The organism is Streptomyces sp. NBC_01551, from assembly GCF_026339935.1.
GTDB lineage: Bacteria > Actinomycetota > Actinomycetes > Streptomycetales > Streptomycetaceae > Streptomyces.
Genome location: NZ_JAPEPX010000002.1, coordinates 49,788 through 67,793, shown reverse-complemented (window position 1 = coordinate 67,793; position 18,006 = coordinate 49,788). Strand labels below are relative to the sequence as shown.

At 69.9% G+C, this 18,006-nt stretch carries 15 protein-coding genes; 7 read left to right on the top strand and 8 right to left on the bottom strand.

Annotated features, from left to right (window positions below; genetic code table 11):
* The first annotated feature begins 423 nt into the window (after nt 1-423).
* Entirely contained in the window at nt 424-900 is a 477-nt protein-coding gene (locus OG982_RS29940) for a hypothetical protein (RefSeq protein ID WP_266950100.1), read from the top strand.
* Nucleotides 901-986: 86 nt separating this feature from the next.
* Here the strand turns inward: OG982_RS29940 and OG982_RS29935 are convergent, their stop codons facing one another.
* Nucleotides 987-1,487, bottom strand: a complete 501-nt coding sequence (locus tag OG982_RS29935; RefSeq protein ID WP_266950099.1) for a hypothetical protein — start codon at nt 1,485-1,487, stop codon at nt 987-989.
* 396 nt (nt 1,488-1,883) lie between these two features.
* Here OG982_RS29935 and OG982_RS29930 point away from each other — a divergent pair, with 396 nt between their 5' ends.
* A complete protein-coding gene (locus OG982_RS29930; protein WP_266950097.1) occupies nt 1,884-3,044 on the top strand; it encodes a ParA family protein in 1,161 nt (386 codons plus the stop codon).
* Nucleotides 3,041-4,255, top strand: a complete 1,215-nt coding sequence (locus OG982_RS29925; protein ID WP_266950096.1) for a ParB/RepB/Spo0J family partition protein — start codon at nt 3,041-3,043, stop codon at nt 4,253-4,255. Before OG982_RS29930 ends, OG982_RS29925 begins: the two co-directional genes overlap by 4 nt.
* 491 nt (nt 4,256-4,746) lie before the next feature.
* Here the strand turns inward: OG982_RS29925 and OG982_RS29920 are convergent, their stop codons facing one another.
* On the bottom strand, nt 4,747-5,166 hold the full coding sequence (locus OG982_RS29920) for a CU044_2847 family protein (protein WP_266950095.1): 420 nt from the start codon (nt 5,164-5,166) through the stop codon (nt 4,747-4,749).
* A 111-nt stretch (nt 5,167-5,277) separates the two neighbouring features.
* Here OG982_RS29920 and OG982_RS29915 point away from each other — a divergent pair, with 111 nt between their 5' ends.
* On the top strand, nt 5,278-9,036 hold the full coding sequence (locus OG982_RS29915; RefSeq protein WP_323139303.1) for an AAA family ATPase: 3,759 nt from the start codon (nt 5,278-5,280) through the stop codon (nt 9,034-9,036).
* 100 nt (nt 9,037-9,136) lie between these two features.
* Nucleotides 9,137-9,328 (top strand): hypothetical protein, encoded by a 192-nt coding sequence (locus OG982_RS29910; protein WP_266950093.1) that lies wholly within the window; start codon nt 9,137-9,139, stop codon nt 9,326-9,328.
* A gap of 166 nt (nt 9,329-9,494) precedes the next feature.
* On the opposite strand, the gene OG982_RS29905 is transcribed toward OG982_RS29910, so the two are convergent.
* From OG982_RS29905 to OG982_RS29885, 5 genes are read right to left on the bottom strand one after another with little or no spacing between them, the layout of a single operon-like run.
* Complete coding sequence (locus tag OG982_RS29905; protein ID WP_266793715.1) at nt 9,495-10,217, bottom strand: type I-E CRISPR-associated protein Cas6/Cse3/CasE; 723 nt, start codon at nt 10,215-10,217, stop codon at nt 9,495-9,497.
* Nucleotides 10,214-11,056 carry a type I-E CRISPR-associated protein Cas5/CasD gene (gene cas5e, locus OG982_RS29900; RefSeq protein ID WP_266950155.1) on the bottom strand — a complete coding sequence of 281 codons (843 nt, stop codon included), beginning with the start codon at nt 11,054-11,056 and terminating at the stop codon, nt 10,214-10,216. Before cas5e ends, OG982_RS29905 begins: the two co-directional genes overlap by 4 nt.
* Nucleotides 11,056-12,435: a type I-E CRISPR-associated protein Cas7/Cse4/CasC gene (locus OG982_RS29895; RefSeq protein WP_266950092.1), complete on the bottom strand. Its 1,380-nt coding sequence runs from the start codon at nt 12,433-12,435 to the stop codon at nt 11,056-11,058. Before OG982_RS29895 ends, cas5e begins: the two co-directional genes overlap by 1 nt.
* Nucleotides 12,432-13,064: a type I-E CRISPR-associated protein Cse2/CasB gene (gene casB / locus OG982_RS29890; RefSeq protein WP_266793710.1), complete on the bottom strand. Its 633-nt coding sequence runs from the start codon at nt 13,062-13,064 to the stop codon at nt 12,432-12,434. Before casB ends, OG982_RS29895 begins: the two co-directional genes overlap by 4 nt.
* Nucleotides 13,061-14,644 (bottom strand): type I-E CRISPR-associated protein Cse1/CasA, encoded by a 1,584-nt coding sequence (locus OG982_RS29885; protein ID WP_266950091.1) that lies wholly within the window; start codon nt 14,642-14,644, stop codon nt 13,061-13,063. The genes casB and OG982_RS29885 overlap by 4 nt, the downstream gene beginning before the upstream one ends.
* A gap of 513 nt (nt 14,645-15,157) precedes the next feature.
* On the opposite strand from OG982_RS29885, the gene OG982_RS29880 reads away from it, so the two are divergent.
* The gene (locus OG982_RS29880) at nt 15,158-15,691 is read left to right on the top strand and encodes a maleylpyruvate isomerase family mycothiol-dependent enzyme (protein WP_323139304.1); all 534 of its coding nucleotides are present in this window, start codon (nt 15,158-15,160) and stop codon (nt 15,689-15,691) included.
* A 186-nt stretch (nt 15,692-15,877) separates the two neighbouring features.
* On the opposite strand, the gene OG982_RS29875 is transcribed toward OG982_RS29880, so the two are convergent.
* Nucleotides 15,878-16,705, bottom strand: coding sequence for a DUF2182 domain-containing protein (locus OG982_RS29875; RefSeq protein ID WP_266793706.1), 828 nt, complete (start codon nt 16,703-16,705; stop codon nt 15,878-15,880).
* Between the two features lie 208 nt (nt 16,706-16,913).
* Here OG982_RS29875 and OG982_RS29870 point away from each other — a divergent pair, with 208 nt between their 5' ends.
* A complete protein-coding gene (locus OG982_RS29870) occupies nt 16,914-17,567 on the top strand; it encodes a DUF1326 domain-containing protein (protein WP_266793704.1) in 654 nt (217 codons plus the stop codon).
* Nucleotides 17,568-18,006 lie beyond the last annotated feature (439 nt).

Here is an 18,006-nt window from a genome sequence, read left to right as displayed (position 1 = left end):
CAGGTGTCACCTACCCTCCCCCTTTACCGCATCTCCCGATAACGGCACCAACTCACCCATAACCACCACGACCTGACCCCCAACCCAACACCTCAACTCCAGCCGGACCACTTCTTCGACCGGCACCACCGAACGCGAGCCCCGACGGCGCGTGAGGTGAACGGGCACGGTCAGTGGCCACCCGCACCACTCCCGGTCTCAGCCACGCTTCCATGCTTGGTAGTGGGCACGACGTGCAGTCGCCAACGGCGGTCAACCACCCCGGCGGGGCACCGCAAGCCCGCCAGGGCTGAGGAGCTACCGACCCCATGCGCCGACCGTCGTAGTCGCAGTCGATCCCGAACGTGCCGCGCCAGGTGCAAGACTGGGCTGCGTAGCCATGCTGAACCTCGCTGAGTGCGAGCAGCGAGCAGTGAGCAGGCAATGGCCATCAGAACGAGGGGTGTGTCGATGGGGCGGATCCTGAAGGGCATGTCTCGCATACCGTGGCACGAGCTGACCCATGCCTACGGATCTGCGCGAGAAGTTCCGGGCAGACTGTCGCGGGTGGCTTGGGGTGATCCCAAATCGAGTGCTGAGGCATTGAGCGATCTCGGGCTGTGGCTCGGCGAGCTGGCAGTCTTTGACGCGACCGTCGCGGCGGTTCCCTTCCTCTGGGATCTAGCAGTGACTGATTGCGTCACCAGCCGGCCTGAGGTCATCGAGCTCCTGCAGGCGATCCTTGAACATGACAACGCTCCGCAGATTGACGTCCAGTGGGCGGCTCACCAGGCCGTACTCAGAGGTGTGGCCGTGGTAGCCCTGTTGACCATCGACGAGGACCCCGCGGTGCGTGCTGCGGCTCTCAACCTGGCGGCAGCGATCAGCTCTCACATCTGCGAGGCCTGCCGTCCAACCTGACGGGCAGCTCTTCCCGCTACCTTCCGAATCCTGCGAGGACCGAGGGGGTTGGGACCGGTGAGAGGGTGCAGGCTGGCTCGTTTCGCTCAGCCGAAGCAGTCTGCGTTGTCCGCACTGCCGCCCTGGGAAGGGTGGTGAGTGCGCCAAAGTTGTCTGAGGGCTTCCAGTTCGGTTCGCGGGAAGTACTCACCCCACTTGGCCCGGTAGCCGCTCTCGCCGTAGGTCTGTGCGACCTGATCGAAGCAGCGGATCACAGCACGGGCGAGCTGGTCGATGCCGAGCTGACTCGCCCAGATCTCGGTTCCCCTGTTGTCGTGATCGCCGCCATGGCGCAGTTCGAGCACGCGGCACCAGATGTCCTCGCCTGCGCGATAGAAGATCCACCGGTAGGCAGTCGGCTCGGCCTCGAACTGGGCACGGACCTCCGTCTGGCCCTGGACGAGTCTGGTCACAGCGGTCAGGAACTCCTCGGGTGCACCAGTGATGTAAGACGCGGTGAGCTCCGCCTTCGCGTGACGATCCTCAACGGTGCACTCGGCCCAACCGTGCGTCCCCAAGGTCCAAGTGATGCGTATGCCTGGTGTCACTGCTGCTCCTCTCCAAGGAAGTGGCGGATGTCCGTCGCCAGGGAAGCCATTCGCTCGACGGCCTCCAGGAGTGCTCACCGTCGTCCGATGGTCAGGTACCTGGACCGGCTTCGGCGACTTGGGGTATGCGGTTCAGCGTCAGAGCAGGAATGTGGCTGAGGCTTTCGGCGCAGCTCATCAGGGGCCCGCCACCCACTGCAGCCTGAAGTCCTCCACGTCCACCAGCCGCCCTCACTCCGCCTGAGCCCCAGCCCGTAGAGCGTAGGGAGCGGATCGGACAGGTGGGCACTGGGATGGCTCACCATCGGTGAGACAGGCAAGAGGGTTGAACGCACACGCGACATACGTCCGGTGTGTCCCTTCGCTTTCCCTGCTGGAGGTTAGTAAGGTACCCGCATGACCGCTCCATACGATCCGGAAGTCAGGGAAAAGGTAGTCGCGAAGCTGCCGGCGTCCCTGCGGCAGGAACTCAAAGTCCGCGCAGCTCAGTTGGGCGTGGACATCCAGGACGCCGTCACCGACGGCATCCACGCATGGCGTGCCGACGCCTCCGCAGCGACGCCTGTGGACACTTCTGGCGCCGCTTCGTTCTCCACCTACCTCCCCACCGGCCTGTACGGGGACTTCAAGGAGGACTGCCGCGTACGGGAGGTGCCGTACAACCAGGGCGTCGCCCAGTCGATCAGGCTGTGGCTCGACACCCACCCCTCCCCCGCCGGCCGACGACGGCCGTCCCACGAGGGCGCGCGCCGGATCGTGGTCTGCAACCAGAAGGGCGGCGTGGGCAAGAGCGCCATCAGCAACGGGCTCTCCCAGGCCCTCGCCGAGACCGGTGCCCGTGTCTGCGTGATCGACTTCGACCCCCAGGGACACCTGACGCGGCACCTGGGCGCGGACATGCTCGGCATCAAGGAACCGAGCCTCGCCAAGCACATGCTGGGGGAGATCGAGGGCCGGGTGCGGGAGCTGCTCGTCCCCATCGAGCACGGCGTGTTCGCCGGCCGCCTCTTCCTGCTGCCCTCCTGCAAGGACGCCTTCCTCCTCGACGCCCGGCTGGCCACCACCCGCCACGTCCGGACGAAGGAAACCGCCCTGGAGAAGGCCTTGGAAGAGCTGGAGAAGGAGTTCGACTACATCGTCGTCGACTGCCCTCCCAGCCTCGGCTACACCATGGACACGGCGCTGTACTACGCCCGTACCCGCGAAGGCGAAGCGCCGAAGACCTCCGGCATCATCGTTCCCGTCCAGGCGGAGGACACTTCCGCCGACGCCTACGACATGCTGAGCGAGCAGCTGGAGGACCTGGTCGACGACCTCGACATCGAGATCTCCCAGCTCGGCTTCGTCGTGAACCTCTACGACAGCCGCAAGGGCTTCGTCGTCACCTCCTCCCTCAACAGCTGGAAGGAGTTCGGGGACCCGCCAGTCATCACCGTCATCGGAGACCTGAAGGAGCAGCGCGAAGCCGTGCGCGTCAAGCTGCCCCTGCTGCACTACGCACCGGAGTGCGAGCAGTCGGAAGCGATGCGGGAGATCGCGCGGAGGATCGCGGTATGAGCAAGAGCGACCTCCTCGGAACCGGCGCCGCCTTCAGCAACGCCCGTCGCAGCGGCGGCCGGAGCGAGCGCGGGCGCGCCAAGGCCATCGCCCAGGGCGATGTGCCGGCGTACGAACTCGTCCGGGTCCTTCTGGAGCAGGTGTCCCCGACTCCCCTCAACCCGCGCCGGAACTTCGGCACGGACGAGGAGAAGACCCGTTTCGGCGAGGAGCTGCGGCAGGCACAGCTCTCGGCGTGTGTCGTGGTCAGCCGGAGCGCGTACCTCGGGCTGTGGCCGGACCACGAGTCCCGCATCGGGTCCGCTTCGTACGTCCTCATCAACGGCGAGCGCCGGTTCCGCAGCGCACTGCACGTGGGGCTGGAGTCACTGGACTTCGTCGTACGCGACGACCTCGCCGGCTCCCGTACGGACTTCATCGACCACCTCCTCGCCGAGAACCTCGAGCGCGAGGACTTCGACGTGATCGAGCGCGCCCGGGGTGTGCAGCAGCTGGTCGAGACGTGCGCGGAGGACGGCCGGGAGCACGGTGCGAAGTCCCGGGCCGCGGAGCGGCTGGGGCGCTCGCCGTCCTGGGTCACCAACCAGCTGGTGCTGCTGGAACTGCCGGACGAGATCCAGCTGATGCTCAGCTCGGGGGACCTGCCCGAGCGGGACGGCCGGCTGCTGGCACGGGCCGCGAAGGACCGGCCGGGTGTCGGGGCGGCGGAACTGCTCGCGCTCCTGAAGGCGAACAAGGAGCAGGAAGCGCAGGTCAAGGCGGCGCAGCGGGAGATACTGCGGGGCGCTCAGGAGTCCGTCCCGGTGCCTGCGCAGGACGGCGCGGGCCTGGCTGGGGGAGTCGCGGAGGCTGCGGAGCAGGGTCAGCCGCCGGCCCGACTTTTGTCCGCGGACAAAAGTCGGGAGCCCGAGAGCCTGCCGCCGATGGTGGTGGAAGAGTCGGCTCCGGCCGCCTCGCTCCCGGAACCGGCCCAGCTGAGTCCGGCTCCGCAGCCGTCGACACCGAGCACGCCGGAGCCGGCGGCAGCCGTGCCGGAGGTTCACCTGCACGAGCCAGAGGGCGCCATCCCGTCTCAGGGAAGGGGAGCGGATCCGGCTTCGGTCATGTGGGACGATCCGGAGGCCGTGTTCAACGCGATCCGGCAGAACATGACGGCCAAGGACCGCGCGGAGCTCACGATGCGCCTGATCCACATCAACAAGCGGCGGTAGCACCCGCCGACGGACACCCCGGGGTCCCACCGCCTTTTCACCGGCGGTGGGGCCCCGACTTTTGTCCGCGGACAAAAGTCGGGAGCCGCGCCGATCGCTGTCCCTTTCAGCGTAGGTGGCTTCGGCGCTGCCCTGACCTGCGTGGACTGTGTTCGTTGACAGACAGCTCGCGTCAGGTGGACTGCCGACCGCAGCTCGGGGAGAGAGAAGGATCCTGCAAACGCTGCAAGCCAGACACACGGTGCGGGCATGACGCCAGGGTTGCCCTCCGATGTTGCCGACGCACTCGACGTTCTTCGGCGTGGACAGGAACGCCGTAGCGGCGGCGCCGTCTCCCGCCGGCACGGTGGTGGCGGCCGGGGCCGCGCAGCTCTACGACTGACGCGCTGCGGCTGCTGCGCTCGTAGACGCTCGGACGACCCCGGGTGAGCGGTCAAGCTTCACCACGTTGTTCTGCGGGACGGGGTGAGCCCTTCGTATGGGCCCTCTGGTCAGGGGTTCTGGGCGCCGCGGGGCGACGGAGGGGCAGCAAGCGGTGCTTCCTCGTCGGCTGCATTGGCCGCCCCTGCCGAACTGGCACCTCTGCCCATGCTCCGCTCACTCACCCAAGTAGCCGAGACGGTGAAGTTGGCCTCCGTAGCCGCCTTGGCGATCACGGCCCCCGCCTCCGCGGTGATCTTGATCCCGAATTGGACATTCACCTCGTCCGGAGGGAGAGCTGCGGAACGCAGTTGGTCCACGACCGCGTCGACCGCCGGGCGGACGCGGGACAGGGCGTCCTGCAGCGTTCGGGCGGTCGAGCGCAGGGCGTCCTCGCCCCTGCCCACGCGATCGATCACAGGGAGGCCATCCGAAACCTCCACCCAGACGCTGCCACCCTCGTCCAGATGCATCTCGATCAGTTCGGGCATGTTGGGGAACTCCTCCGTTCCTGGCGCTACAGGGCTCAACTCGCCTGCATGCTAAGGGGTGTTCTGTCATGCTCACCAGAACGATAGCGGGAGTGACGCTGAGGAGGGGGCGTGGCGGACGTGGCCCGTGAGCCAAACCGCGCGACGACCGGGGCCACTGGATCCACCGGTTCCGCCGGGGCCGCCGCTGTCAGTCCACTGGGTGCCGCCGTCGCGCGGGTGTGGGGCCGGAACGGGCGACCGATCGGGGGAGCCTTCCTGGCGGCACCGGACCGCCTCCTGACCTGCGCTCACGTCGTCAACATGGCGCTCGGAAGGGACGGCGAGAGCACTTCGCGTCCCTCAGAGCCGGTGACGCTGGACTTCCCGCTCGTGGCACCAGGCGTAAGGGTGACCGCCGAGGTCGAGCACTGGGTGCCGCCCGGCAGGACGCCCCCCGAGGACGTCGCCGGCCTCCGTCTCACAGCTTCGCCCCCGTCAGCTGCCACCGCAGCTGCGCTGATCAACGCCCCGGAGACCTTCGACCTCCGCGGGGTGGTGCTGGGCTTTCCCGAGCTGTCCGACAGCGGGGTGTGGAGCATCGGGCGGCTGCGCGGACGGCAGGCCCGGGGCTGGGTCCAGATCGATGTGGACGGCACCAGCCAGTTCGACATCCGGAAGGGGTTCTCCGGAGTCCCGGTCTGGGACCCGGAGCGCGCGGCAGCCGTCGGCATGGTGGTGACCGCCTGGCGCGGCTCGGGCATCCGCAGCGCCTACATGGTGCCGACCGCCGGACTGTTCGAGGCGTGGCCACGGCTCAGGTCCATGGCTCAGCCACCCACACCCTTCCCCGGCCTGCGCCCGTTCTCCGAGGCGGAGGCGGACGTCTTCTTCGGGCGGGACGGGCTCTCCGGTCAGATCGTCCGACGAAGCCGGGTCGCGCCGGTCGTCACCGTGATCGGGCCTTCCGGCGTCGGAAAGTCGTCGCTCGTCCGGGCAGGCGTGCTGCCCCGGCTGCGAGCGGAGCCGGGCACCGTGGTCGTGTCCATGCGGCCCTCCGAGGCGCGTACGCCGTTGCGATCTCTCGCGTTCGCGCTCGATCGCGCACTGGCGGGGGAGCGGGCCAACGGCACCACCGCCGATTCCGATGCCGTTCAGCGTCTCGACCGGGTGACCGAGCTTGCAGAGCGCATAGCCCGGGACGGGCTGCGGGAGATCACCGGCGCCGTGCTGGAGGCCCGGGGTGCGGAGCGGCTGCTGATCTTCGTTGACCAGCTCGAAGAGGTCTTCGCTGCCTCCGATCAGGCCGCCGACGACTTTGCCGCCGCGCTGCGCTCGGCCGTTCCGGCCTCCGGCGCGGGGACGGACGGCAATGCTCCCGTCGCATGGGCCGACTCCCCTGTGCGGCTGCTGTGCGCGCTGCGAGCCGACTTCCTCGGCAGCGCGCTCAAACGGCCCCTGCTCGGCTTCCTGGTGGACGGCGAACGGCTGCTGACCGTCGGTGAACTCGACGACGCCGAGCTGCGCCAGGCTCTTCTCGGACCGATCGGGAAGCTGTGCACGGTGACGTACGAGGAGGGCTTGGTCAACCGCATCATGGACGAGGTGGGACACGCCCCCGGGCGCCTTCCGCTCGTCCAGTTCACCTTGTCCCAGCTGTGGGAGCGCCAGCGGAACGGCTTGCTGACACACGAGTCCTATGACGACCTGGGCGGTGTTCAGAACGCTCTCGCGGATCACGCCGAACACATCTGGAGTGGGCTCGACACCGACGAGCAGACCCTGGCGGCCCGGCTGCTGAACCAGCTCGTACATCCGCTGCCCGACCGGATGGCCTTCACCCGGCGCTCCGCCGCCCGGGCGGACTTCGGTGACGAAACCTGGGCCCTGGCCGGCCGTCTGGCCACCTCCCGGGTGGTCGTCGTCCGGGAAGTGGCCGACTTACCACGGTCCGCCGCCGGCGCCGACCGGGACGAGGGCGGCGTAGCCGACGAGCAGTCGCGGCTCGGTGTGGAACTCGCGCACGAATCCCTGATCACCCGCTGGGACAGACTGCACCAGCTCACCCTTCGAGAGCGCGACTTCCGCATTTGGCAGGACGGCCTGCGCCAGCGGATCGAGGCGTGGTACGGCGAGGGCTGCCCGAAGCGACGGCTGCTACCGCTCTCCGAAGCGCGCGAGGCGCGCCGGTGGCTGCGTACTCATGCCGACGAGATGGGCAGGGAAGAACACCGGTATCTGGCCGGCAGTCGACGACGGCACCGCGCACTGGGCCTGCGGGCAGCAGCCGTCGTCACCGTACTTGCCGTCGTGGGCACATCGGTCTGGCGCGACCAGCAGGAGAAGCTGGCGCATTCCGCGGCCCACTCCCTCGCCGAGGGTGCCGCGAAGCTGGCCTACCGCGACGCGTATGGCGAGGCCCGACTGGCGCTGAGAGCCCGTGACACGGCCGTCACGGAGGAGACCAACGACCGGGTACGGAACAGCTACGCCGCACTGCAGTCCGCGGATGTGCTGTTGCCTGATCCCAGCAGCGCCCTCTCGGACACCGCGAGCACGAGCGGCGATGGCGTGATGTCCGTTCGCAACCAGTTGAGCGCGGACGGTAGGACGGTCGCCCTGACGGCTCCCGACCTGAAGCCCGCGGTGTGGCGGATCGCGGAGGACGGCCGCAGCGCGAAGCAGGTCTCCCTCGGCCTGCTCGACCCGGTGATGCAGGGCAACCGGCCGGCCATCGACGCCAGCGGGCGGTACGCGGCGTTCATCACCCCCATGAGCCCCGCCATCACCTCGAAGTTCAAGAAGAATCCGTGCCGTCCGCCGGACCCCACCGCGATCGCGCTGACCACGTGCCTGACGGTGTTCGACACGGGCTCGGGCCGCGCCACGGTCGTCGTCCCGGTGAAGGGCATCGCGCGCGCGGCGTCGGTAGAGGCCATGAGTATCGATCCGTCCGCCAAGGTGATCGGGCTCATGCTCAAGACCGCCAACGACACGTGGGAACTGCAGCGGCGTGACCTCGCCACCGGCCGGCTCCTCACCGAGACATCACTGCGGTGGGAGAGCTACATGGGCCTCAGGTTGCTGACAGGTTTCTGGCTGGCGCCGGGCGGAGAATCGGCGCTCGTGATGACAACGGGAGAGGGCGGCAAGAAGCCCTACGTCCGCCATGAGCTCAGGAACATCCCGCTGACCGAGGCGGCGGGTGCCGGCGGTGCCGCGAACGCGGAGGGGAAGGTTCTGACGCCTTATGCCGTCAACGGCGCTGTCACCGTCTCGGGCGACGGCACGCGCATCGCCGCTACGCTCTCGCCGTCGGACACCGAGTGGGGAACCGAGTTCAAGGTCTGGGACGTACGCACGGGTGCAGTCGTCGCGCAGCTTCCCGGCCTCAGCGACTCGCTCGGCTCCACCCGGATCACCCTCGACCGGACCGGGAAACGCCTGTTCGCCATGGGGCTCGACAACCTGGGAAAGCAGTACCCCGAATTTCCCCCCATTGATGTGGCCAACACGGACGCGATGACGAAGGCCGTGGAGGAGCTGGAGGAGAAGACGGCGACACGAGTGTGGGTCTGGCGCGTAGGCGGACAAGAGGAACCGCAGCAGTCCGTCATGCGCCTCTCCTCGGGGTGGCTGTCCGTGCGGGCCCTGGGCGACGGCCCCGACGCCCACCTGGCGTTGTACGCCCGAGGCGCGATCGGGTTCGTGGGCAGCCAGGAGGGGAAACTTCCCGAGCAGCGGCTCACCCACCGGCCGGCCAACTTGACCTCCATCGACCCCGGCACGGCAGTGCCCCACCTGTGCTCTGCCCTGGCGACGTCCGTGGAGTCGGGCACCGTGGGCAAACTGACCCCCGACGGAGCGGCCACGGGAGACCCCTGCGACTGACCGGGCAGCCGACGCCAACGGCATCACTTCTGTGGAGTGCACACGTTGGGTGACGCGCGCAGGCTTCTGCCGCATGATGTACTCCCGGCAGGAGGGGATCGTGAACGGGTTGATGGTGTTGTTGAAGCGGACCTGGATCGACTGGGCCGTCTTCGTCTGTATGGTCGTGACGGCTTCGAGATGCAAGAGTCCATTTCTGGTCGTCTTCTTCACGGTGGTCGCCCTCGTGGCGGCAGTCGTCGGCGTCCGCAAGACCTGGCAGGTGGCAAGGCCGGCTGGATCCGAGACGTAGCTGCAGCGCCTCGGGAGAACGTCACGGCATCCAGAAATCGGACCGTGGCCCGTCCTCGCCCACGTAGTCACCAGCGTCGGTAGGGGCGAGAATCCGCTCCGAGATCTGTCCGGCCGGTCCCCAATCTTTTGTCCGCGGACAAAAGATTGGGGACCGGCAGCCCCCCTCAGCGCGTCAGGATCAGCCCGCAGCTGTAGGCGCGGGCGTGGCCGAGGCCGTTGGAGAGGGCTGTCACCAGGGTTTCCGGGTCGGTGACCGTCAGGGAACCGCGGATCTCCGCGCGGGCGATGCGCAGTCCCTTGTGCGGCGCGGGACTGGAAACGGTGGGCAGCATCCGGACGCCGAGGGCCGCCGGGTCGGCGGTGGCGCCGATCCGGGCCACCCCGCCCTCGCCCGTCGCGGGTTCGTCCTCCGCCTGGAGGCGCCGCACGAACCAGTTCTTGACGTGGTCGGGGGTGCTGTGGGGGACCCGTTGTCCGCGGGTCTTCTCGGAGGCCGGCTTGCCCGTCGGCTTGCTGCGGGTCGGGTTGACGACCGTACGGAAGCCGAGGACGTCCCCGGCCTTGACCGTGCGGTCGACGGTGATGACGTGCGGCTTGTCGGTGAGCGCGGCGCGCGGGATTCGGCTCCAGTCGCCCGGCACCCGCGACTGCACGACCAGGACGAGGGCCGCCGCCTTGAGGTCCACCGACCACGTGGACAGGACGCCCATCTGTGCGCGGGCGGTCGGGTCGCCGTCCTCGACCCAGCCGCGGAACCCGCTCATGACGGTGCGGTGCATGTCCTGGGCGTCGACGAGGGACTTCGCGACGAACGGGTGACGGGCGTCCATCGTCAGGACGGAGTGCGTGGCGACGAAGCGGGCCGCCGTGGTGCGTGGGGTGGTCACGGGATGATGTCCCATTCGGTGGCGGTCGGGGCGATGGCGACACGGGTACGGGTCTCCCAGCGCGTGCCGTGGACCCGGTGTGCCGGGTCGAAGCTGACCGGCTGGTCGTTGACGGGGGAGGCCCCTGGGGAGGCCGGGTCCGCCTGGATCCACGCCCACGGGCGGCGCCCGGACGACACCGGGCCCTCTCCGTCGGGCAGCAGCTGCTTCGCGGCGAACGCCTCCGCGAGCGTGCCGGGCAGGATGCCGGCGGCCAGGGTGCCGGAGGGCGGGCAGGACTTGCGCCCCAGCCAGAGCAGTTGCTTCGGGTGCTCCAGGGCGTGCGCGATCTCCTCCAGCCATGCCCGGTCGGCGTGCTGGAGCCCGGCCACGAACGCGGCGTCCGAGAGGTACCAGCGCTCGGTGATCAGCGCGCTACGGGAGAGCTCCCCCGAGACCAGGGCTCCGGAGACGGGATCGGCGGCGATCTTCTTCGGTGCTCCGTACCACCCGGCCAGCTCGTGGTGGCCGAAGCGGTCGCCGGTGGCCGCGTCCAGGCTCGCCGAGACGGCGGCGGCGCGCCGGTGGTCGGTGATGATGTCGCGCGGGCGCAGCGGGTACCGGCCGGCTCCGACGGAGTGGTAGTCCCGTACGGGGGTCCCGGGATGGTCCGCGCGCACCCCGTACGCGAGCGCGGCGAGATCGTCGATGGGGGCGGTGCGGTCCCGGCCGAGGGCTGCGGCGCACAGTCCGATGACCGCCGACTTGGTGGGCCGGCTGTGGGTGTCCCGGCGGGAGAAGCGGGACACCGCCCCCCAGGACTGCAGGGGAGCGGCGAGCCGGACGAGCAGGACGTGCATCACGCCGTCAGCCCCTTGATGGATGTCACCTTCGTCGCGCCGAGCTCCTTCAGCTCCGTGAGCAGCTCGTCGATGTGCGGGTCGTAGGTGAGGACGCGACCGGACGTGATGTCGTCGCGGCGGTCGCTGACGAACACGTGGTGGGCGAGCAGTCGCTTCACGGCCGCGGGCCCGGCCGGGCCTTCGCCGCCCTTGTCGTCCTTGGTGCCCCTGTCGTCCGCGCGCGGCGGCCTTTCGTCGATGGGGCGCTGGAAGGCCGCCGCGTAGTTGTACGGACGCCCGCCCTCGAACGCGAGGACCAGGGCGGGAAGCGAGCCGGTGGAGGCGGTGGAGTTCTTCTTCGCCTCGGGGAAGGCGTCGACGAAGGCGTTGACGAACTCGGCCTCGGCGGCCACGGACGCCTCTTCCGCCTCCTCCACGCTCATGCCGGCGGCCCGGAGGTTGTTGCGGAGCTTGACGCGGTCGAGCACGGCGTGGCGGTAGAAGGTGCCGGAGATCAGGGACTGGTAGCCGGTCATGCCGGCCCCGGAGTCGTCGGCCGCGTCCAGGAAGTCCAGGGCGTTGCGCTTGCGGTCCAGCTTGGCGTCGTCCGCGGCCGCGTAGAAGTCGTCGACCTGCTCCGCCTCGTGGACGGTGAAGGCATGGCTGCTCTGCACGGCGCCGTCCACGTTGGGGGAGTCGGCGATCTCGGCGAGGAAGCGGCCGTAGAGGGCGATGTCGATGGCGTCGCGGGGGGCCAGGGCGATCAGCACGGCGGCCCGGGTCTCGGCCGGCAACGGCGGCAGGGACTTCGCGTCGGCCGAGCCTTCCGCCGGTTCGGTCATCCCCGGGTCGGCGGTCTCGGCGGCCTTCTTCGCGCCCCTCTTGGGCTTCGCGGTGGCCGCCTGCGCTGCCACGTAGGAGGCCGTCCAGCTCCGGATCTTCTCGTCCTGCTCGGCGATGTGGGCGGCGATGCGCACGCCTGCGTCGGACGGGGCGTAGAGGAGGACCTTCGTCAGATTGGCGACGGTCCTCTTTGCGGGGTCGCCGAACTTGAGCCCGGTGGCCTCGATGACCGCGCGGGCGGTCGGGACCGCCTCGGCCATGTCCCAGCCGTGCTCGGATACCAGGGCCCGGGCGGTGATCATCGCCCACTCGCGGGTACGCGTGCCGGTGGTGCGCCCGACCAGAGCCCCGACCCCCGCGTTGGCCCGGTCGCGGGCGTGGACCCTCTCGGCGCGGCGGCGGGCCTGGCTGGTGATCAGGTGCCGTTCGGCGCCGCCGTAGACGATCGACTTGGGGGAGCCGTTCTCGTCCCGCACGGGGAGAACGGCGACGAGCGTCTCCAGCAGGTGCAGGGAGAGGAAGGGGCTGCCGGTGAAGGAGGCGGCGGTGGTCACTTGGTGGTGCCCTTCTGGGTGGTGTCGGCGGTCTTTGCGCTCTTCCCGGCGGCGCGGGACGGGATGGGCGGCGCGTGGAAGTCCACGGCCCACTGGTCGGCGATCCCGGCCTTGCGGTCGTTCCACCGGCTGAGGTCCTCCGCGAGCCTCGTCCAGGACGGCGGGGCCTGATCACAGGAGCGCAGTCGGGCGACCGCGTGCTGGAGATGGCGCCAGGGGATGCGGCGGCTGGAGACGATCCGGTCGATCAGACGGACGGCTCCGGGGTCCTTGGGGCCGCGGCCGACAGCGCTGCCGATCCTGCGCGTCGCCGCACCGAGACTGCCGACACCGTAGGAGGGCTTGGAGGTGCCGCGGTGGTAGAGGGCGAACAGGAAAGCCACCTGCTCGAACACCTCGCGCTGTTCCGGGTCGAACCAGCCGGCCCGGATGTGGGTGTTCGTCCGTACGCGCGGCCGGCGCAGGTCCGCGAGCTGCCCGTACTCCCGGTTGCGCACGAGCGAGGTGAGCCAGGCCGTCAGGCGCTCGCTGGGTTCGGCTGCCTCCCACGCGTGGTGGGCACCTGCTTCGCCGTCGGACGCGGGCGCTCCGCCCGGTTCCTCGTAGGAGGTGTTGGCCTCCGTGCTCATGCGTCCTCCCCTTGAAGTTGGGCGGGAGCCTTTCGGCTCGCCAGCTCGCTCTCGAATCGCCGGCGTGCCGCGGCGCGGGCCTGGAAACCCCGGGAGTTCCTCGGGAGCGAGTCGAGGCTCTTGGCGAGGAACTCGGCGGCGTTTGAGGCGAGTGTGGAGGCGTAGTCGAGGAGGCACTCGTCGACCTGCTCGCCCGAGGCCGTCCTCTCCAGCAGGAGGTTGAACGGGTCCTCGGCCGCCTCCCAGTGCTGCCACCGGACGTCGAAGCGGGCGATCTGGCCGGCCTTGTCGGACGGCTTCGGGTTCGGATAGGCGATCTCCCACGCCGCGTAGGCGGCCTTGCCCAGGCTCGTCGCGACGTACTCGGCGATCTCCGAACCCCCCTTCGACGCGCGGTGCAGCGTCGCGCCCAGGCCCGGGGCGAAGGGGTAGACGCCCGAGACCCAGGTGATGGCCGTGGTCTGCTTGGCGACGAGACCCACCGCCCACAGCTTGATTCCGCGCACGGGCGGGCTGTCCGGGCCGTGGGGGTCGTCCGGACCCGGGAACCGGGCCAGCCTCTCGTAGAGGTTCACGCTCTGGCGGGCGTCGTCCGGCCGCCGCGCGTCCTTGACCGCGGCGTACAGCGCGTGCGCGTCGCGCCAGAAGGCGCGGGACGCCGATGCCCAGAGGGGTTTCGTCTTGCCCTCGGCCGTGCTGGCGTAGACGACGTCCTGGAGCTGGGGGCGCCGGAGCGCGAGCAGCTCGCCGGCGCCGACGAGCACCCGGTCGACGGCGGGTTCCTTGGCTCCGGCTCCGGCTCCGGTCCCGGTCCCGGTTCCGGCCCCGGTCCCGGGTAGAGCGGCCGGACGCATCAGGATGGATCGGCCGAGGTGGCTGTGCAGGTCCGCCGGACCGCTCACGGGCCGGCCGTCCGGCTTCGTGCGGAAGCCGCGGCGCTCCGTCGTTCCCGCGGTCCAGGAGCGGTTGAACTCGCCCGGTCCGTCGGCACACGGCGTGAGGTTGAGCCGCAGGGTCTCACCGAGCGTGGAGCCGAGCGCGACGACCCGGATGCGGCTGCTGAGGCGGCCGATGGCGAGATTGGTGATCGTGGGGCCGAGGGTCTCCTTGCCGGAGATCCTCGCCCGCCCGGCGGGCGCGTACACGTGCTGGGTGAGCATGGCCCGGAACGCCTCGGCCGCGGGCAACGGGGTCGGGTGCTCCAGGTGGTGGTGGTCGAAGAACTGGTTGTAATCGCCGACGCGCTCGATGACCAGCTGGGCCGGTCCTGCCCCGTGCCGGTCGAGGAAGGGGGCGAGGAGCGCGTTCTGGCCGAGCGGTTCGGTGGGGTGGAAGAGGTCCCACTCGCCGTCGGGCTGCTCGGCGAGCCACTTGGCGGCTTCAGCGAGCGAGTGCCCCTGCTCCACCCAGTCCTGCCACTCCGTGTCCGTGGCCGGATAGGTGCCCGACGCGTAGCAGATGGCCAGCAGGTACTCGAGGAGAGCGACCGTCGCGCCGGGGGTGGTGTCATCGACGGCACGCAGCCCATCGGCGTCTTCGAGTAGTCCTGTGAGGCTCCGCTCGACCCTCTCACCCGTCATGGTCAGGGCATGGGCGCATGCTTCCCGTCGGGGGTCCCACTGGGGACGCGTCGCCCCGTGAGGCGGAGCGTGTAATTCAGCCAAGGTGCATCGTTCGCTCTCTGCTCATAACGGTTCCCTGGTGGAATGTGGCAGGACCGTAGCATGCGGAAGAGGGGGTATGACGGGGTCTCTGAGACACCAACTACGGGGCCTGGCAACACTGTTGAGGCGCAAGGCTTGCTCGGGGGACACCCAGCGGGGTGGGACGCCCGACCCGTGGCTCCCGCCTGCTTTCCGCACCTGCCGGGATGACTCCTTCGCGTTCCTGCTCTACGTTCCCGTCGAGATCTGCTCCCTGCCTCAGCGGGGATGACCCCAGGGCCAGGGTGTTGCGCTTGCCGTAGATGAGGAGCTCCCGCGACCTGCGGGAATGAGCCCAAGCGGATGCTGACCAATCGGGAGACGGCCTACTGCGCTCCGCATCCGCGGAGATGAACCCGGGTTCCTCCCGCCCGAGGCGACGAGCGGCACCTGGGTACGGGTCAGCGTTGGTGGGCCGCGATCGTCGCCGCGGGCCCGCCCGAGGCTCCGCCGGCCAAGGATGCAGCGGAGGCGCCGCGCGAGCTCGAGACGCTGCTGGCCTGGTACGCCGAGTCGAACGAGCTGCTGCTGAGTGCGCTGCGCGAGGCCGGCCCGGAGCGCGAGTGCTGGACGTGGTGGGCCGTCGGCGTGTCGCCGGCGAATGCCTGGGGCGTTGCCCGGCGCCGGGTGCATGAGGTGCTGGCGCACACCTACGACGCCCAGCTCGCCGCAGGCGCCGTGCAGCCGATGCCGGCGGACCTCGCGATCGACGGCGTGGCCGAGTTCCTCGACACCTGCAACTCCACCCCGGCGGGCCTGGCCGCACGAGGGCCGCGACCATCCACTACCACGCCACCGAGGGCCGCTCCTGGCTCCTCGCGTTGGACGGCACCGGCGCCTGGCCCGCACCCCTCACGGACGACGCCGCGCCCGCCTCCTTCGGCCACGGGCACGGCCGAGCAGCTGCTCCTCTTCGTCTGGTAGCCAGTCCATACCGCCGGCGGACGGCCTTGATGACGCCCACCTCGGTGAACATGGCGAACAGCTCCGCGTCCGCGCGGCGGACGGCCAGTACGGCCTCGTACAGCTCGGGCCCGAGCGCCTCCCGCAGCACTGCCGACTCAGCCAGGAAGGGGATACGGCTACGACCAGGCTCTCTGTTGGGTGCTCTCAGGGGCGGAGCATCTCCGTCATGGGCGACTGCGGCGGGATCAGGCCCGGCAGAAGCCAGGGCTGGAACAGGCTCAGGACCGCGAGTACGAGGAAGGCGACCCCGACGACCTGCGAGAAGACGGGGCCCAGCCGCCAGAGCTTCTCCACGAAGATCACCACGGCCACCGCGGCCATCGCCAGGACGTTCATGACGCCCAGCGGGACGAGCACGACCATCAGCCCCCAGCAGCAGCCCACGCAGTACGCCCCGTGGTGGGCCCCGACCCGCAGATCGCGGGCCCGGGGCCGGAAGCCCGCGTAGCGCACGAGCTGGCCCATCGGGCTCCGGCAGTGCCGCAGGCAGAGGTCCTTCCACGGGCCGAACTGGTACAGCCCGGCGACCAGGAAGGCCCCGGCGCCGATCCAGCGCCCGGCGCCCGGGTGCTCGTCCACCAGGGCCCCGGTCCCGGCGAGGAGCCCGTAGGCGATCAGGCCGAAGGCCGTCCAGGCCAGCAGGTACCCGCCGACGAACTGGGCGGTACGAGTCACCCGCACGACTCCCGTGGGCGACTGGCGCCCGATGGCCCGCGCCCAGGTGAGGGCCACTGGGGCCACCGACGGGAACATCATGGCGATCATCATGACCAGCCACAGCAGCAGGAACAGCGGGACGCCCATGCCCATGGTTCCCGGCTCGACCCCCATGTCACGGGCCTGGTCGACCACCAGCACCCAGGCGAGGAGGGCGATCGACGCCATCACGGACCAGGCGAGGGCCAGCTGCCGGGCCGACAGCAGATTCGCCGGACGCAGAGGGGGTGACAGGGCCTTGCGGTCGAGGCGCACACCTCCAGCACATCACGGTGGACCTGCGCGTGCGCGCGGGAACGCGTGTATGCGTGTACACGGAAGACACCTCCTCCGGGTGGCCCCTGCGGTGGGACAATCGGGGTGGATACCCCGTACGACCCGGGCGTGGGCCGGCGATGGTTCCCGGGGGCTCTGCCGTCCTCCCGAGACCGACGTCCCGGCACGGTCACGAGGAGGCAGGGAGATGTCCGAGACGACGGCGACCGTTCCCCGGTGGCACGCGGCGGGCGACTGGTTCGACACCTGCAAGTGCAACGTGCCCTGCCCCTGCTCGTTCGCACAGCTGCCCACTCACGGCGATTGCGACGGCATCCTGGCCTGGCACATCCGCGAGGGCCGTTACGGTGACGTACGGCTGGACGGCCTGAACGTGCTGATGCTGGCCTCGTTCGTCGGCAACATCTGGGCCGAGCACACGGACACGTACGCCGCGGTCTTCGTCGACGAGCGCGCCGACGACTCCCAGCGCGAGGCGCTTCAGATGATCTTCGGTGGGCAGGCGGGCAGTTGGCCCGCCGAGATGGTGGGCATGATGGGCGCCGAAATGCGCGGCATGGAGTTCGCCTCCATCGAGATCGAGGTCGCCGACGACCTCGCGAGTTGGCGGGCCGTGGTACCGGACCGGGTCGAGGCGAGCGCGGTCGCGCTCACGGGACCCACGACCCCGGAGGGTGCGCGCGTCCAGTCGACAAACCTGCCGGGTGCGGAGACCGGACCGGGCCAGGTCGCGACCTGGGGCCGCTCGACGGTGGACCGCGCCGATGCCCACGGCTTCCTTTGGAGCCGCGAAGGCCGGTCCAGCAAGCACATCACCTTCGACTGGACCGGGCCCGACTAGCCAGGTCGTCTCTTTCACGTACGCCGCGAGGCACGGTGCCCGGGGGCGCCGCCTCGTCGGTCAGCACCCGTCTGCGGCCCGTGCGGAGCCACCTGTAGCGCTCACTCACAGTGACGACATCGGCGCTGCCGACGCCCGGTCGTGCCGGTCGCCCGATCCCCGCGTCCGCGGGGGTTTGGGGCTGTCTTTGCTCGTAACGGGGGCCATCCCCACACGGGCGGGGAACTGCTGGGGCGAAGCTCGAAAACGTCCGACGGGCCATCCCCGCAAGCTCACGCACCTTGAGCCGCTGCAACCGCTCCGGTAACCGACACCCCACCTGATGCCTCCTGCATCCGAAGGCCCTGCCATTGAACGGCAGGGCTTACAGGTGCAGGAGAGCCCGCTGGGGTGCTCTCCCATGACCAGCAAAGCACGGATGATGACTCGGCGAGGGCGT

Excerpts from the sequence above, each read along its gene's own strand:
- OG982_RS29885 (WP_266950091.1), bottom strand. The coding sequence starts at position 14,644 with ATGACGGGTGAGAGGGTCGAGCGGAGCCTCACAGGACTACTCGAAGAC.
- cas5e (WP_266950155.1), bottom strand. The coding sequence starts at position 11,056 with ATGCACGTCCTGCTCGTCCGGCTCGCCGCTCCCCTGCAGTCCTGGGGG.
- OG982_RS29925 (WP_266950096.1), top strand. The coding sequence starts at position 3,041 with ATGAGCAAGAGCGACCTCCTCGGAACCGGCGCCGCCTTCAGCAACGCC.
- OG982_RS29930 (WP_266950097.1), top strand. The coding sequence starts at position 1,884 with ATGACCGCTCCATACGATCCGGAAGTCAGGGAAAAGGTAGTCGCGAAG.
- casB (WP_266793710.1), bottom strand. The coding sequence starts at position 13,064 with ATGAGCACGGAGGCCAACACCTCCTACGAGGAACCGGGCGGAGCGCCC.
- OG982_RS29870 (WP_266793704.1), top strand. The coding sequence starts at position 16,914 with ATGTCCGAGACGACGGCGACCGTTCCCCGGTGGCACGCGGCGGGCGAC.
- OG982_RS29920 (WP_266950095.1), bottom strand. The coding sequence starts at position 5,166 with ATGCCCGAACTGATCGAGATGCATCTGGACGAGGGTGGCAGCGTCTGG.
- OG982_RS29940 (WP_266950100.1), top strand. The coding sequence starts at position 424 with ATGGCCATCAGAACGAGGGGTGTGTCGATGGGGCGGATCCTGAAGGGC.